We start from the raw sequence: 16,394 nt of genomic DNA on the forward strand, positions 1-16,394 counted from the left end.
AAAATGTGCCTCATTCTTCATATGTATGATGTATGATGTTAAAATTTTTGGGGGTGCATTCCATGGCTGAACATACGATTGCCGCAATATATACCGGTGCTGCACTGGTTAAACCACTATCCGACCTTTTGAAACAGACGTTGTCCGATTGCAAGGTGATGAACATCCTTGACGACAGCATGATTGCCGAAATCATCGAAACCGGCTATCTGACCAAGGCGGTGAAAAGACGGTTGTACGGTTACTATGAGATTGCTTGTGCCTCCGGTGCCGAATTGATCCTCAATACCTGTTCTTCCATCGGGGATGCTGTGTATGGGGCACGAGAGTTCTTTCCTATTCCCATCGTACGCATCGACGAGCCGATGGCAAGAAGGGCTATCGAACTTACCGATTCAATCGCAGTATTGGCGACCCTTCCTACTACACTGGACCCCACCATACGCTTGCTCGAACGCTGCGCCAGTGAAATGGGTAAGTCGATTCGCACCATCAGTGCGTTGGCCGATGGTGCCTTCAGCGCCATCACCGCAGGCGACAGTCAGACGCACGACCGTCTGATCGCCGAGACTGCGAAGCAAGTATCCGACCGCTGTGAAGTCATCCTGCTTGCCCAAGGTTCGATGGCCAGAATGGAAGAACCGCTTGCTACCCTTACCGGTAAGACCGTGCTTTCAAGTCCTCGTCTCGGTGCCCTGATGGTCAGGGACCTGCTGAGGGAGGCCCGCTGATGGATATAAAAGCGCTTCAGGAAATCTCTTTGGCTCTTCGTCGTGATGTGGTTGAAATGGTGTACCGGACCAAGGACGGTCATCCCAGTCCAAGCTTCTCGGTGGCAGACATTGTTACTGCTCTGTATTTTGCTATCATGCGTTTGGACCCCACCCGTCCCGATTGGGAGGACCGCGACCGTTTTGTCCTTTCCAAAGGGCACAGCTGTCCCATCCTCTACGCCGCCCTTGCCCGTAAAGGCTACTTCGACCGGGAAGAACTATTCACCCTGCGCTATCTCAACAGCCATTTGCAGGGGCATCCTTATGCACCCAAGACCAAAGGCTTGGATGCCACCACCGGTTCACTGGGAAACGGGGTATCGATCGGTCTGGGCATGGCCTTGGCTGCCAGGATTCGCAGGAAGGACTACCAAGTCTATGCCATAACCGGAGACGGAGAGCTAGGAGAAGGGATGATTTGGGAAGCTGCAATGGCAGCAAGCCACCACAAGGTTGGTAATCTGACCGTTTTCATCGACAACAACAACTACCAAAGCGGCGGAACCGTAGGTGAAGTCTCAGGGCCCTATCCGATCGAGGACAAGTGGCAGGCTTTCGGATGGCATGTCCAAACGATTGACGGACACGATATGGATCAGATTCTGAGGGCTGTAGAGATTGCTCACCTGGTTACTGACAAACCGTCCGCCATCGTCTGCAAGACCGTGAAAGGCAACGGTGTCTCCTTCATGGTAGGAGAGAACTCCTGGCATAAACGTGTCTATACTGAAGAAGAGTACAAGCAGGCCATCAAAGAGTTGGGAGGAGCAGTATGAGCACAATCGACAGCACAAGAATTGGATTTCGCGATGCCCTTCTTAAGTTGGCTTCTGAGCGAAAGGACGTGGTTTTCGTCTCTACCGACTCCTTGAAGGTGGTGAAGGGCGAACCGTTTTTACAGCAGTTTCCCGACCGGGTGTTGGAACTGGGAATCTCCGAACAGAACGGGGTGGGTGTATGCAGCGGTCTGGCTGCCAGCGGCCTCCTTCCGTATATATGCACCTATGCAGGCTTTCTCACGATGAGAGCTTGTGAACAGATGCGTACTTTCGTCTCCTACCCGAATCTCAAAGTTCGCTTTGTCGGGGCGAATGGGGGCTTGCACGGGGGTAACCGTGAGGGTGTCTCCCATCAGTTCATAGAGGATGTGGGAATTCTCAGGGGTATGCCCAACTTTACCATTCTCTGCCCTGCCGACGGAGGTCAGGTATATGAGGCCATGCTCGCCAGCGTCGATGTTGAGGGTCCTGTGTATATCCGTATCGGAAGCGGTCGTGAGGATAAGGTATTCCCTGATGGTACACCGTTTTCCCTAGGAAAAATCCGAATTCTTAGTGATGAAGGGGATGATGTTGCCCTGCTTGCCCATGGATTTGTGCTGGGTCGTGTTCTTGAGGCTGCAAAGAAGCTCAAGGAAGAAGGCATCAGCGCCAAGGTGGTGGAAGTGGCTACGATCAAACCGTTGGATACCGCCGGTCTTGCATCGGTGCTGAATGCTACCGGTTGCGCCGTGACCGTGGAAGACCATACGATTATCAACGGGTTGGGAAGCGCTGTCGCCGAGGTGATTGCAGAAGGAAATCCTGCGTACCTTGTACGTCTTGGGCTGCAGGATGTGTATGGAGAATCGGGCTTCCCTGAAGAGTTGCTTGATGCCTATGGCATGCGCGTGGAGGATATTGTAAGCGCGGCCAAGAAGGCTATGGCACATAAAAAACAGTAACGGTTTCCGGCTCTGCCGGAGTTCGTATATCAAAAAGGAGAACATTGTATGAAAAAAAGGATTATCGCATTGCTACTCGTTGTTTCCTTGGTTGGTGTCCTGTTTGCAGCAGGGCAGGCTGAAGCCAGCGGACCGACGGCCGCCAAACCTCTGGTACTTCGCTATGCACACATGAACCCGGCTTCCAGCCCGAATGGACTGCAGGCAACCTACTTTGCTGACAAGATTGCCGAAAAGACCGGTGGAGCCATCAAGATTGAAGTGTATCCTGCAAGCCAGCTCGGTTCGATCTCAGAAATGGCGGAAGCTGTTTCAATGGGCTCGATCGCCATGCACCACAACACCTACGGTGGACTGCAGCCCCTGCTCAACGACTTGGGGTTGTTCGACACCCCGTATCTGTATCGTGACGTCGACCACCTCTTGAAGGCCACCGATCCCGAGACCTCTCCGGCCTTGAAGGAACTGAACCAAAAGCTCATCGACACCAGAGGAGTGAGAATTCTTTACTCCTTCTATTTCGGTACCCGTGAACTTACTGCAAACCACGCCGTCTACTCCCCCAAGGATTTGGCAGGCAAGAAAATCCGTGCCATTCCCTCTCCCATCTATTTGGCGGCGGTCGAAGGCATGGGTGCGGTAGCAGTGCCCATCGACTGGGCTGAAGTCCCCGTGGCTCTTTCCACCGGCGTAGCCGATGGCCAGGAGAATCCGGTAAGCACCTTGGTGACCAGCAATATCTTTGAAGTGCAGAAGTTTGCCATGATGACCGACCATATCATGGGAAGCGAGCCTGTGGTGATAAACGAGAAAGTCTGGCAGGCATTGAGTGCAGAGCACAAGAAGCTCTTCACTGAAGTTGCACGCGAGACCCGCGACTGGGCATCCAACTATGTGCAGCAGAACGAGGCAAAGGATGTGCAGACACTCAAGGACAAGGGCATGAAGATCATCACCAAGGCAGACGGGCTGAAGGTTGATGAGTTCCGCGCCTCTGTTTCAAAAGTGGTGAATGATCGCTTCGGCGCTGCCTGGGGCAAGTACTATGAGATGATTGCCGCTGTTAAGTAAGTATAAGTAACTGGTGGTGGATGGAAAGAAATCTTTCCATCCACGCTCGCCCCTTCTATGAGCAAGGAACAATTCTATGAACAACCTCGCAAAAAAGGTGACCAAGGGATATCAGGCGGTGGCAGTGGTTTTCCTGCTGGTACTGTTTCTTTCGGTCTTCATCCAGATTATCATGCGCAACGTATTCCATGCAGGCTCTATTCAGCTGGAGGAACTTGCCCGGGTTTCTTTGGTCTCCTTGGTATTTCTCATGATTCCTGTTCTCACCTTTGAAAAGAAGCACATCATCGTCGATATCGTGCTCCTCTATCTACCCAAGAGCGTAAAGCGATGGGTATCGGCAGCAACACAGCTTCTGGTCATGTGCTTCGGCATCTACGTACTGTGGGCGATTGCAACCATCATGGAGCGCAACTGGAGTGTCAGGACTCCTGCGCTGAATATGCCCAACGTTGTATTCTACATTCCCATCACCTTGGGGATTTTCGCAATGACAGTCCTCTCCCTTCTGGGAGTCTGGATGTCTATCAGTGGAAAGGAGGAAGAGGTATGAGCGGTTCCTTGGTGATTATTCTTTTTCTCTTTCTGCTTGCCACCGGACTTCCCATCGCCGTAAGCATGGGCATTCCCTCGGCTCTCTATCTGATGATGGCAAACATCCCGCCCAGCCAGCTGATCCAGCGCATGGTTACCAGTCTCAACTCCTTTCCAATGCTTGCCGTTCCCTTGTTCATCCTTGCCGCCGGCATGATGAACAGCTCGGGGATCACCGAGCGTCTGTTTGAATTTGCCAAGCTGTTGGTCGGTAGGATGAAGGGAGGCTTGGCCCAGGTCAACATTGTCGCCTCCTTGATCTTCAGCGGCATCAGCGGTGCGGCCCTGGCCGACGTAGGCGGGCTTGGAAACATCGAGATCGAGGCGATGGACAAGCAGAACTATCCCCGCACCCACTCAGCGGCCATTACGGCAGCCTCTGCAGTAATCGGTCCGATCTTCCCTCCTTCCATCCCTCTTATCATCTATGGAGCAGCCGCCGAAACCTCCTCGATGCGCCTGCTGATCGCCGGGGTTCTTCCCGCCCTGGTCATTGCCATGGCATTGATGATACAGGTAGCTATCTTCGCCCGCAAATTCAATTACCCCCGTGGTGTGGACCGTAAATTTTCTTTCTCTGAGATCAAAGCAATCACCAAGCGCGGCCTTCCCTCCATGTTGATGCCTGTCATCATGATGGGCGGCATGCTTTCAGGCTGGTTCAGTCCGACCGAGGTTGCTGCCATTGCAGTGGCTTACGCCATCGTGCTGAGCCTGGCTTACAAAGAGCTGACGTTTGCTTCGTTTATCAATAACTGTATTGAAACACTGCGATCGACGGCGAGCGTCTTGTTCATCGTCGCCTCGGCAGCCATATTCGCCTGGGTTCTCACCGTAGAGCAGATGCCTCAGCAGGTTTCGGCGCTCATGCTCAGCATCTCTGACAATCCGATCATCCTGCTCATGCTCGCCAATGTGATTCTCCTGATCGCCGGCATGTTTCTTGAGTCAACCGCAGCCATCATGATTCTGACTCCGATTCTCCTGCCTCCTTTGGTGGCTGCAGGGGTGGATCCGGTCCACTTCGGGCTGGTCATGGTCTTCAACCTGATGATTGGTATGATCACCCCGCCGGTGGGTATGAGCGTATATATGCTCAGCCCCATCGTAGGACTGCCGGTAGGAAAGGTATTTAGAGCATGCTTGCCGTATCTGGCCTCCCTGTTGTGCGCCTTGGTGATTCTTACCTATGTCCCACAGATTTCTCTGTGGCTTCCCAATCTTGTATTCGCTTCGAGGTAATGTATGAGCAAAACGTATTTTCACCGCGTACAGGCAGAGACTCCCACCCGGTTCTGGATCAACAACCCCACCCTTGAGCAAGCAAAGCTCGCCATTGAGGCCGGGGCGATAGGGTGTACCACAAACCCGAGCTATGTCTCTAAACTTTTCGGTAGTGAAGATGATTTGCGAATTGTGCTCAGGGCGATCGATTTACTGCTTCCCTATGAGAAGAACGACTGTCTGGTTGCTCAGAAGGTACAGCAAATGATGGTTGCCCGCCTTGCCGACCTGTTTCTACCGATGTATAAAAAAAGTGGTGGCAAGGAAGGCTTGGTCACCATCCAAGGCGATCCGTTTGCGGAGACCGATACCCGTCTCATTATTGAGGAGGGCTTGGAGAACCGCAGGATTGGAGAGAACATCTGTATCAAGATTCCGGTCACCACCTGGGGTATTGAAGCCATCAGTGCGATGGTTGAACGCAACATCCCCACCATGGCAACCGAGGTGATGGGACTTTCCCAAGCTGTCTCGATTTGCGAAGAGTACCAAAGGGTAAGCAAAGAGAGCGGGAATACTCCAGCTTTCTATGTCACCCACATTACCGGTATTCTGGACGACCACTTCAAGCGGGTTATCAAGGCCAACAATCTGGTACTCGATGAGAAGCTGGTCAAGTATGCAGGGCTTTCCATTGCCAAAAAGGAATATGAGCTTCTCAAAGTCAGAAACTACCCCGGTATCCTGATCGGGGGAGGGGCGCGCAAGCTGGAGGACTTTACCGAACTCGTGGGTGGGGACCTGCATATAACCATCAACTGGACAGGAACGGCAGAGACGCTTATTGGGGCAGATAAGGATGCAGTCAGTCGCATTGGGGAGAACCTCAGTGAAAAAGAGATGCAGATCCTCAGGGAGCAGCTTCCCGACTATGCAAGAGCCTTTGATGTCGATGGGATGCACAGCGGTGAGTATTACGATTACGGCGGGGTGGAGCTGTTCAGAACGTCCTTTCAGAAGGGATGGAACGAGCTGCTGGCTTTGATAGCTGAACGCAGGAGAAAAGCATAATGCAAGAGAAAAAACATCGGGGCAATCTCGCAACCGATAAACGGGTTAGCAGGGCAAAAGGCATCGATCGGGTAACCCTTACCTATGACAAAGACAACATGATGTGTTACTTCTACCTTGAGAAGGGCTCAAACCTCGAGATGCATACGCATATCCAAAGCCAGAGCGGTATTGTGATCAAGGGACACATTCACTTCATCAAAGGTGATGGGGAGGTGCTCGACCTTACAGCCGGTGATGCCTACTACTTTGCCTCCAATGATCCCCATGGTTCGAAAATCCTTGAGGATACTGAATTGATTGAGTGTTTTTCGCCTTCACGGGACGATTACAAGGACTGAGCGCCGCCTTTCTTGCTTTCGAATCAAGGTGTTGGTATGATGGGTGTGCTATTCGTTAGGGGGGGGGACTTTCTCATGGAAGATATTTTCGCAGTCCGCGAGGCTCGTCCTTCTGCGGTTGAAGGGGTGATCGAGAAGATCAAAGCCCTGTTGATCGAGCAGAAATTGACCCCCGGGGATATGATTCCCAATGAAATCTCCCTTGCAGAAAGCCTGAAGGTTGGTCGGGGTACGGTACGTGAAGCATTGAAAATTCTCTCTGCCTACGGGGTGGTTGAGATTAAGCAAGGGTATGGAACCTATGTTTCCAGTGCCTCCAACAAGCGTCTGTTCGACCCCCAGCTCTTTCAGATTCTGGTCCAGGATAGGGACTACAAGTCCTTGACCCAGGTAAGACAGCTGCTTGAGGAAGGAATCGTCAAGCTTGTCATAGAGAGTGCGAGCGATGAGGAGCTGGTCCTTTTGGACCAGACCATGCAGAAGTTCCAAGCCGAGCTGGCTAAACCAGACGCATCGGCCCAGCATGCCGGTTCGCTTGATTTGCGGTATCATCGCTTGCTAGCCCGTTTTTCGCACAACAGCATTGTGGAGAACATCTACAATTTTGTCATCGAGCTCTTTACCAAAACCATCAATCCAATCCACACCGGAGTCGATGAGGTGCACCAGCATCTGCACCAGTCGATCATGGATCGTGACAGTGAGAAAGCGGTAGAGGCTGTCAGAGAGCATACCGCCATCTGGATTTCCGGCTACGAGGCTGTGCATAGGGCTGGTTAATCTGCGAGAACCACCCCTTCTCCCTTGAATCCATTTACCTTGATGATCAAAGGCTTTTGCGTGCGGGCATGGATGAAATGCTCGGTTTCGTCATAGACTTCCAGTTGTTTCAGCTTCTCCAAGTCAAGTCTGCCGGAACGGTGATCGGGATTGATGGTCAAGTACATGCAACCCAGACTGGTCATATTCTGAAAGAAGTGCGTTCCCTGGCTGGGTTCTACCTGGAATCCTTTCAGCCCGGTTTCAATGATTACCTTGGAGCGGGAAATTTGCGACCAGGTGACCGGGATTCCCAGCCAAGGATCGCAAGATCCGAGCCTTCCTGCCACCAAGAGAGCGTAGTCTTTTTCGGCAAGAACCATCGCTGCATTGAGCTTGTCCAGTTCCTTTGCCATATCCTTCATTCTGGAAGCGTCGAAGCGGTCTACTTTCAGGTAAATCAAATCTTGGATGTCCTCAATCTTGCCGTTTCCCATTACGACGGTTGAGTAGACTGCGGCCAGGCTTTTCTCCTCATCGGAAATGCATACATCACTTTCTTCATTTCCTGCGGCAATGGGTCTGATCTGCAGAAGGCTGAACTCCTGTTTCTTGGGGGCCGCCCGGTTGAGATTGACGGCAAATTCGATTTCCACCGGCTTTCCCATGGCTTGGGTTCCGAGATTTACAATCTCCTTGACAATGCTTGCCAGCGGGAATGCGTCGTACTTCAGTATTCCATTGAAGGTTATGACTTTTTGTCCTTCGGCCTTCACCGACTCGCTGAGCGTTCCGCTGGCCATATCAAAGGTGCTGGCTATGTACTTGAGTGCCTGGGGATGATGTTCCGCCTCACTGAGGTCCAAGAGCTCAAGGTTTTCCAGTCCGCCTTCCTCAAGAGGGTGGTATCCATGTTGGAGATTCAGGGCATAGAAGGTTCGTTGGCTGCTGGTCTGATCACCTCCCAAAAACTGGGCGGGCCGTTTGGGATGGGCGGGGGAGAAGCGAAGGGCCGATCCGTTGTCCACCACCGACTTACCGAAGCCGAAACTGAGCATGCCCACCCCGTCCTCCGGTTTTTCACCGCCAAGGGGGTAGTAGTTCAGCGACCGTGCAACACCGCTGATATTCGGGTACCAATACGAGCCGTGTTCGCTGCCGATGACCTGTTGGATGACGACCGCCATTTTCTCATCCTCCAGCATATGCTCGGTCGCTTTGAGATATTCCTTAGCACTTCTGAAGTAGGTGGAGGCCCATACAGCCCTCACTGCATCGCATAACTCATCGAGCCGAATCCTGTCATCGCCTTTGTTGGGAAGCATGCAGGTTTCATACACCCCGGCAAAGGGTTGGTAGTGTGAATCCTCCAGCAGGCTGGAGGAGCGTACACAAATGGGTTGATGGATGACTTGGATGATTTCGGCGAGGTTGAGTACCAGTTCCGAGGACAAAGGTTTGGAAAGGAAGATTTTCAGCAAGGTCTCGTCCGGGAGGTCTGCAGTGGTGATGTCCTTAAGGTTGTTCTCCTCGATGAACTGGGTGAACTGATCGGTGGTAACTATTACCGTTCGCGGGATGGAGAGGTAGACTTGTGGATACTTTTCCTGCAATTTGGCAGCCCTGAGGACCATGTCGATGAAGGCAAGGCCTCGGCCTTTGCCTCCCAGCGACCCTCCTCCGATACGGCTGAAGAAGAGGGTTTCATCATAGTTGTTTCTGCTGAATTGGGCGATGACACCCTTGGTCCGCTCGCTTCGGTAGGTTCGGATGATTTCAATCAGTTGCTGCTGGACTTCTTTGGCATGTCCATGCACAGGTATTTGGAGTCCTTTGATCCTGGCTGCCAGAGTATACAGACTCTGCGCCCTGAGCCAACGGGAGAACTCATTACGGCGGCAATGAAAGTCAAAACTCTCCTCGGGTATGGAGGGGAGGATTCGTTGCAAATCGCGCATGGTTTCTGCTCGGGCAATCTCCTCCATGGTCTTGGGATCGCGGAAGATGAAGGGGCCGAAGCCATAGTGGCTGGTCATGAACTTATTCAGTTCGAACAACAACGAGGAACTGTTTTTCCAGATGAAATGAGCCCCGCTGTCCTCAGCCATTTCCCGGGCATTGGCATCGCTGCTCTGCACCAGGATGGGAATCTCGGGATCCTGTGCAAGGACTACCTGGGTCAATGCAAGGCCTGCATACTTATCCTGCTCTTTTAGGTGAAGGTAGGACATATCGGTAATAATGCCCAGAATGTTGTGCCGATAGGTTGTGTACAGCTGCATCGCTTCCTCATACGTCCTGGCAAGGACAATTTTGGGACGACCGCGCATTCTGAGTGTTTTTCCCCAGTTGTTCAGTGCCTCCAGGATGGCTGAACGATTCTGTTGGATTAGGCAGGTGTACATCATGGGAAGGTAGGAAGAGTAGAAGCGGATTGAATCCTCGACCAGGATGATGACCTGCACATCGGCTTCGTTGGTATCGTGGTCGAGGTTCATCCTATCCTCGACCAGCTTGATCATAGCCAGAAAAATGGTGGGGTCACCCTGCCAATAGAAGAAATAGTCGATGTCCTGGCAGTCCGAGCCCTTGATCAACTTGTTGCGTCGGTGGCTGGATGAGGGAGAAAGGGCGATGACCGGCATCTCCTTGTCCAAAGCCTTGATGGAAGAAGCTAGTTGCTCCACCGATTCAGGGCCGAGATCGAGCATGGTGATGACCAGTTCGTACTTGCGTTCCCCGATGAGCTTGAGGGCTTCCTCCCCGCTGCTGGTATGGGTGATCTTTGGTGGGTTGTTCAAACCGAGCTGGGTGTATTCCAGATACAGTTCTTCTTCCACCCTTCCATCCTCTTCAAGAAGGAAGCGGTCATAGTCATTGCAAATAAGCAATACGTTGTAAATATGTTTCAGCATGAGGTTGGTGAACGGCAACCAAGTCGGATCGAGGGTATACATACGAAATAGTGTAGCATGCCCACTTGGGTTTTGAATAGAATTTCGAAGTTGGCTTAAAGTTGATAAAAAATTCAAAAACTATACAGAAATTTGAATAATCGAGTAATTATTAAAAATATACTAATGGTTAACTCAATTTAAACATTGACAGATTGAATTGTCGGGTTTACCCTTTTTACACAAGCAACGCCTTTTATTGCGGAGTCGAAGGAGACAAATCCAAGTATGTATAGCCTTGATGCTTTAATGGAAGAACTAGAGCGGAAGAATCCAGCCCAACCTGAGTTTATTCAGGCTGTGAAAGAGGTTTTAGAGAGTGTCATCGATGTAGTCAATGACAATCCGGTCTATGAAAAACATCGGATTCTGGAACGAATGACTGAGCCCGATCGTGTGTATATGTTCCGCGTCGAATGGGAAGACGATGAGGGGAATTTGCAGGTTAATCGGGGATACCGGGTGCAGTTCAATAATGCAATCGGACCCTACAAGGGAGGCCTTAGGTTCCACTCAAGTGTAACCCTTGGTTCCTTGAAATTCCTTGGTTTCGAGCAAACTTTGAAAAACAGCCTTACTACACTGCCGATGGGCGGCGGTAAGGGTGGAAGTGATTTCAACCCCCGCGGCAAGAGTGATGCAGAAATTTTGCGTTTCTGTCGATCCTTCATGACTGAACTGCAAAAATATATCGGTCCCGATACCGACGTTCCTGCAGGGGACATCGGGGTGGGTGCCAGGGAAATCGGTTTCCTGTATGGCCAGTACAAGCGTATCAGAAGCGAGAATACCGGCGTGTTGACCGGCAAGGGTCTCGGATTTGGCGGTTCACTGGTTCGTCCAGAGGCCACCGGTTATGGGACGATGTACTTTGCCAAGGCGATGCTTGAAGCCAAAGGTGACAGCCTGGAAGGAAAAACTGTCTCTGTCAGTGGTTTCGGCAACGTGGCCTGGGGGGCTGCCGTGAAGGCAACCCAGCTGGGAGCGAAGGTGGTGACCATCAGCGGACCCGACGGGTATATCTATGACAAGGATGGCGTGGGCACCGCTGAGAAGTGGGCGTACATGAATTATCTGCGCACCTCCAACAACGATGTGGTCGCACCCTATGCTAAGAAGTTTGGCGCCGTGTTCGTAGCTGGTAAGAAGCCTTGGGAGGTCCCGGTTGACCTGGCCTTCCCCTGTGCCATTCAGAATGAGCTGAGTCTTGAGGATGCGAAGACCTTGGTAGCGAACGGTGTGAAGTATGTGGTTGAGACATCCAACATGGGTTGCCAGGCCGATGCCGTTAACTATCTGATCGATGCGCGAATTCCTTTCGCTCCCGGCAAGGCTGCCAATGCCGGTGGTGTTGCGGTTTCGGGCCTTGAGATGAGTCAGAATGCCATGCATCTTTCCTGGAGCGCTGAGGAAGTGGATGAGAAACTGTACTCCATCATGGTCAAGATCCATCAGTCGTGCGTCACCGAGGGCAAGGAAGAAGACGGGTACGTCAACTACGTGAAGGGTGCAAACATTGCAGGCTTCAAGAAGGTTGCCGATGCCATGGTACAGCTCGGGTATTAGTGAAAATTTCCCTTTGGGATTGTGTATCAAGAGAGTCTTCCAGTTTGGAAGGCTCTCTTTTTAACCACTAGGGCCAAGACAAAATTGTATGGATATCGGGGCTGATACTCATCGGATTGTGCTGAAGAATCACTTTGATAGGGGGAGGAATCCAGTACGTCTCTTGGGGTGTCTGGGGTATAGCTTGCAAGGAATTGGCATGAGTTATCATTTTCCTATTTGACCCTTTCCGTCCTTTCCGATACACTTTTTTTAAGAGTCGATACCTAAGTGCTATAAAACCTATATAACACTATATATAGCGTTATTCAACTTTATGTGCACTATAAATGTTGTAATCATGCCTTGCCAACTTTACTTCTCCATGCTATGGTAAATGAGGGTCGACGATGGTCGACCCTTTAGCTTACCCTCTGAAAAAGGGGGCGGGAAATGGGAATAATTATTCACCTAAATTTTACATATAGAGGGATTACATGAGCTCTGCAAAGAATGAATTGAGTGCATTGGGTCGCAAGATTTTTCTTGACCGGTATGCGTTGAAAGATGTTAAGAAAGAAACGCTGAAGGTTGGGGATGTCGTGGTTGCCGTAAGCAATCCAAAAACCGGACAGCGGGAGATCGGTGTGGTCACCGAGCTGAAGGCTGCCGATGGTATTACGGTCAAACTCGATGATGGCATCGTCCTGAACGTCAAGCGTGAGGATGTGGATAAGCCTCTTGAAATCGATCCCGCTCAGATGCTGGCCCGTGTAGCGAAAGGTATTGCTTCCATCGAGAAGCAGGAGGTTCGAACGCAATGGGAAACAGAGTTCAATTGGCTCCTGGAGGACTGGAAGTTCGTCCCTGGAGGCAGGATTCTTACCGGAGCAGGAACGGATCAGAACCTGACCTATTTCAACTGTTATGTGATCCCTTCCCCGAAGGACAGTCGTGGTGGCATCATTGCCTCACTGGGACAGATGACCGAAATTATGAGCCGCGGCGGCGGAGTTGGGATGAACATATCCTCACTCAGACCCCGACACAGTTATGTCAAAGGCGTCAATGGCCGGTCCAGTGGTTCGGTAAGCTGGGGCGGGCTCTTCAGCTTCGTCACCGGCCTGATTGAGCAGGGAGGGTCCCGTCGCGGGGCTTTGATGCTGATTCTCAATGTTTGGCATCCGGACATTATTGATTTCATCAATTCCAAGCGCGAGATGGGAAAAATCACCAATGCCAACATCAGTGTCGGCATTACCGATGACTTTATGGAAGCAGTGCGCAAGGATGCAAACTGGGACACGTATTTTCCCGATACCACCGATCCGGCTTACAACACTGAGTGGGATGGGGACATCAACAAATGGAAGGCAAACGGCCACAAGGTTGTGGTGTACCAGACGCAGAAAGCAAAAAAAATCTGGGATGCAATTGTCGAGAGCGCCTGGGCAAGTGCCGAGCCTGGTGTTTTCTTCATCGACCGTTACAACAAGATGTCCAATTCCTGGTACTACTCCACCATCCAGAGTACAAACCCTTGTGGTGAGCAGGGACTTCCTCCTTGGGGCGTCTGCAACCTCGGATCAATCAACCTCAGCCGTTTCGTTGAGAACAAGAAGGTGTTGTATAAGGACTTGGGCAGAGCCGTCCGTGCAGCAGTGAGATTCTTGGACAACGTCATCGACGATACTCCCTATTTCTTTGAAGAGAACAAGAAGCAGCAGCTCTCGGAGCGGAGAATCGGGTTGGGTACCATGGGTCTTGCAGACATGCTGATCAAAATGGAGTTGCCGTACGGCAGTGAAGAGTCGCTGACCTTCATCGAGGAGCTGTACAAGTTCATCTGCATAGAGTCCTACAGTGAGAGCAGCGACCTTGCAAAAGAGAAGGGCAGTTTCCCCTTCTTCGATGCCGAGAAGCTCCTTCAGAGCGGTTTCATGAAGCAGATGCCCGAGGAAATTTGTACCAAGGTACGCAAGCAGGGCCTCAGAAACGTTACGCTTTTGACCCAGGCTCCTACAGGTACCACCGGTACGATGGTGAATACCTCCACCGGTATCGAGCCCTACTACTTCTGGGAATGGGAAAGAACCGGCAGAATGGGATCGAACATCGAACGGGTGAAAGTCTACGACGATTGGGTGAAAGCCCATCCAGGACAGAAGAAGCCCGCCTACTTTGTTTCCGCTATGGACCTTGCCCCTGAAGGGCATGTGAAGGTGCAGGCCGCAATTCAGAAGTGGGTCGATTCTTCGATTTCCAAGACAGGCAACACTCCCAAGGAATACACCATCGAGCAGACCGGAAAGCTCTATGAGTTGCTCTATGATTTGGGATGCAAGGGCGGTACTACCTATCGTGATGGTTCACGAGACACGCAAGTTTTGACGGCCAAGAAGGAAGAGAAAGAGGAGTTGAAGGAAGAGAAGCTGGTGGTTTCTCGTTCTACCGAACCCAAACCGAGAGTGCGCTCTACGGTATTGCAGGGGACGACCTACCGCAAGGCAACCCCGATCGGGACTGCGTACATCACCGTCAACTGTGACGGCCCCGATCCCAGCGATATTTTCGAGGTTTTCATCAACGTGGCGAAGGTCGGTTCCGATGTGGCCGCCGATGCAGAGGGCCTGGGCAGGCTGATCAGCCTGATGCTGCGCATGCCTTCTCCGCTGACACCGGACCAGAGAGCCCAGGCGATTATCGCCCAGTTGTCGGGAATCGGCAGCGGCAGGTCGATGGGTTTTGGAAAGAACCGCGTCATGAGTCTGCCTGATGCTGTGGCTCAGGTGCTGCAGCAGCATATCGGCTCGTCCGACAGCCAGAAGGAAGCTTCCCGTCTTCCCGATGAAGAGGATGAAGTAGAGGATGCCGGTCAGCTTGACTTGGGCCTTAGCTCCACTTCAGCCAGCGTGAAGCCGGATATTTGCCCGATTTGTGGTAATGTCACCTTCGTCAATATTGAAGGTTGCAAGAAATGTTTCTCTTGCGGACATAGCGAGTGTTGACCAAAAGCTGTCCTATCCGTACGCTCTATTTCGGGTAGGGTAGCATGAACAAATTTCGACAACCCCGTCCTTTGTTGGCGGGGTTTTCTGTCTACAAGGGCTTGGGAACCAGTATCTATTCGCTGTTTGCCATTCGGATCATCAACCGGTTCGGCGATTTTGTACAGTTGTTGTTGGTCCTGATTCTCACAGGCAAACTTGGGCTTTCTCCTAAGGATGCCGGACTCTTTGTTTCAGCGAGCGTCATTGCAACCATGGTTGGGCAGATGGCTATCGGCATGGCCGCCGACAAGTGGGGCAAGAAACCGTTGTTGGTGCTTTGTCAAATAATGGTGAGCCTTTCGTATCTCTTGTGTGCCATTTCATTCGTTATCCGTCCAAACCTTATTCCCTATCTCATTCTTGTAGCCAGTCCTTTCCGTGGGGGTACCGCCCCCTTGACCAATACCATGGTTGCCGATTTCAGCCCGCAGGGACGGCTTTCCCACTCTTTCAGCCTGTTGTATCTTGGGACCAATATCGGGGTGGCATTAGGTCCGATGGCTGCTTCGCTGCTCTATGCGCGTTCATTGTTGCTGCTGTTCAGCTTCTCAGCTGTTCTGTTGTTACTTTCGACGTTGTTGCTGCTCATTACCGTGCCCAACAAGCATACTGAGGTACAGATACATGACGATGCAGGGAAATCCAAGGCTCATATTCCTCCTATTCTTTGGCTTTTCTTCTCCTTCAGTGCCGTATACTCACTGACGTATGCCCAGAACTCATTTACGCTTCCGCTGCAATTCACTTCCTTGTATGGAGAACTTCTGGGTGCAAATCGGTATGCAACGCTCATGATGGTCAATGCAGTGGTGGTCCTGGTGTGTACAACCTTGCTTACTGCCTGGACCCATCGGTTGGGTCAACTGGTTTCTATGGCCTTGGCTTTGCTGTTGTATGTGGCTGGGTATTTGATGTATGCCTTTTGCTCGCTGTATACTATGTTTCTTGTGGCAACCTGCATCTGGACTCTTGGTGAGATTCTGATGGCTACGAACTCCAATGTATTTCTCAATGCCTATGCCGACCCGCGCCTGCGCTCGCAGAGCAATGCCTATTTGCATGTGTTTTCGAGCCTGGGTCACTCGGTTTCTCCCACCTTGGGCGGCTTTGTACTGCTTGTCACCGGTTACCGTCAATTGTGGATGCTTGCAGCAGGGCTTTGTTTTCTGCTTGGGCTCGGTTATATTGCACTAAATAAATACTTAAAGCATTGATATACTGCTAAAGGACTACTAATAAAGGAATTCAATCTGGACAAGGTTGCAAACGAATCCTTATTGGTTTATTAT

At 51.4% G+C, this 16,394-nt stretch carries 13 protein-coding genes; 12 read left to right on the forward strand and 1 reads right to left on the reverse strand.

The window, feature by feature from the left end; genetic code table 11:
* Positions 1-62: 62 nt before the first annotated feature.
* The 9 genes from SPIBUDDY_RS00255 (at position 63) to SPIBUDDY_RS00295 (ending at position 7,577) form a co-directional block, all read left to right on the forward strand.
* On the forward strand, positions 63-731 hold the full coding sequence (locus SPIBUDDY_RS00255; protein ID WP_013605749.1) for an aspartate/glutamate racemase family protein: 669 nt from the start codon (positions 63-65) through the stop codon (positions 729-731).
* On the forward strand, positions 731-1,549 hold the full coding sequence (locus SPIBUDDY_RS00260) for a transketolase (protein ID WP_013605750.1): 819 nt from the start codon (positions 731-733) through the stop codon (positions 1,547-1,549). Before SPIBUDDY_RS00255 ends, SPIBUDDY_RS00260 begins: the two co-directional genes overlap by 1 nt.
* The gene (locus tag SPIBUDDY_RS00265; protein ID WP_013605751.1) at positions 1,546-2,496 is read left to right on the forward strand and encodes a transketolase family protein; all 951 of its coding nucleotides are present in this window, start codon (positions 1,546-1,548) and stop codon (positions 2,494-2,496) included. The genes SPIBUDDY_RS00260 and SPIBUDDY_RS00265 overlap by 4 nt, the downstream gene beginning before the upstream one ends.
* A 48-nt stretch (positions 2,497-2,544) precedes the next feature.
* Positions 2,545-3,567, forward strand: coding sequence for a TRAP transporter substrate-binding protein (locus SPIBUDDY_RS00270; RefSeq protein ID WP_013605752.1), 1,023 nt, complete (start codon positions 2,545-2,547; stop codon positions 3,565-3,567).
* 76 nt (positions 3,568-3,643) lie between these two features.
* Positions 3,644-4,120: a TRAP transporter small permease gene (locus tag SPIBUDDY_RS00275; RefSeq protein ID WP_013605753.1), complete on the forward strand. Its 477-nt coding sequence runs from the start codon at positions 3,644-3,646 to the stop codon at positions 4,118-4,120.
* A complete protein-coding gene (locus SPIBUDDY_RS00280) occupies positions 4,117-5,403 on the forward strand; it encodes a TRAP transporter large permease (protein WP_013605754.1) in 1,287 nt (428 codons plus the stop codon). The genes SPIBUDDY_RS00275 and SPIBUDDY_RS00280 overlap by 4 nt, the downstream gene beginning before the upstream one ends.
* 3 nt (positions 5,404-5,406) lie before the next feature.
* Complete coding sequence (locus SPIBUDDY_RS00285; protein ID WP_013605755.1) at positions 5,407-6,456, forward strand: transaldolase family protein; 1,050 nt, start codon at positions 5,407-5,409, stop codon at positions 6,454-6,456.
* A complete protein-coding gene (locus tag SPIBUDDY_RS00290) occupies positions 6,456-6,797 on the forward strand; it encodes a cupin domain-containing protein (RefSeq protein WP_013605756.1) in 342 nt (113 codons plus the stop codon). The genes SPIBUDDY_RS00285 and SPIBUDDY_RS00290 overlap by 1 nt, the downstream gene beginning before the upstream one ends.
* A 75-nt stretch (positions 6,798-6,872) precedes the next feature.
* Positions 6,873-7,577, forward strand: coding sequence for a FadR/GntR family transcriptional regulator (locus tag SPIBUDDY_RS00295; RefSeq protein WP_172634174.1), 705 nt, complete (start codon positions 6,873-6,875; stop codon positions 7,575-7,577).
* Here the strand turns inward: SPIBUDDY_RS00295 and SPIBUDDY_RS00300 are convergent.
* Positions 7,574-10,513, reverse strand: coding sequence for a PEP/pyruvate-binding domain-containing protein (locus SPIBUDDY_RS00300; RefSeq protein ID WP_013605758.1), 2,940 nt, complete (start codon positions 10,511-10,513; stop codon positions 7,574-7,576). The genes SPIBUDDY_RS00295 and SPIBUDDY_RS00300 overlap by 4 nt on opposite strands.
* Positions 10,514-10,738: 225 nt before the next feature.
* Here SPIBUDDY_RS00300 and gdhA point away from each other — a divergent pair, with 225 nt between their 5' ends.
* From gdhA to SPIBUDDY_RS00315, 3 genes are all read left to right on the forward strand, one after another.
* The gene (gdhA, locus tag SPIBUDDY_RS00305; protein WP_013605759.1) at positions 10,739-12,076 is read left to right on the forward strand and encodes an NADP-specific glutamate dehydrogenase; all 1,338 of its coding nucleotides are present in this window, start codon (positions 10,739-10,741) and stop codon (positions 12,074-12,076) included.
* A gap of 476 nt (positions 12,077-12,552) precedes the next feature.
* Positions 12,553-15,063 carry an adenosylcobalamin-dependent ribonucleoside-diphosphate reductase gene (locus SPIBUDDY_RS00310; protein ID WP_013605760.1) on the forward strand — a complete coding sequence of 837 codons (2,511 nt, stop codon included), beginning with the start codon at positions 12,553-12,555 and terminating at the stop codon, positions 15,061-15,063.
* Between the two features lie 44 nt (positions 15,064-15,107).
* Positions 15,108-16,319, forward strand: a complete 1,212-nt coding sequence (locus SPIBUDDY_RS00315; protein WP_013605761.1) for an MFS transporter — start codon at positions 15,108-15,110, stop codon at positions 16,317-16,319.
* Positions 16,320-16,394 lie beyond the last annotated feature (75 nt).

Source organism: Sphaerochaeta globosa str. Buddy (assembly GCF_000190435.1).
GTDB classification, from domain to species: domain Bacteria; phylum Spirochaetota; class Spirochaetia; order Sphaerochaetales; family Sphaerochaetaceae; genus Sphaerochaeta; species Sphaerochaeta globosa.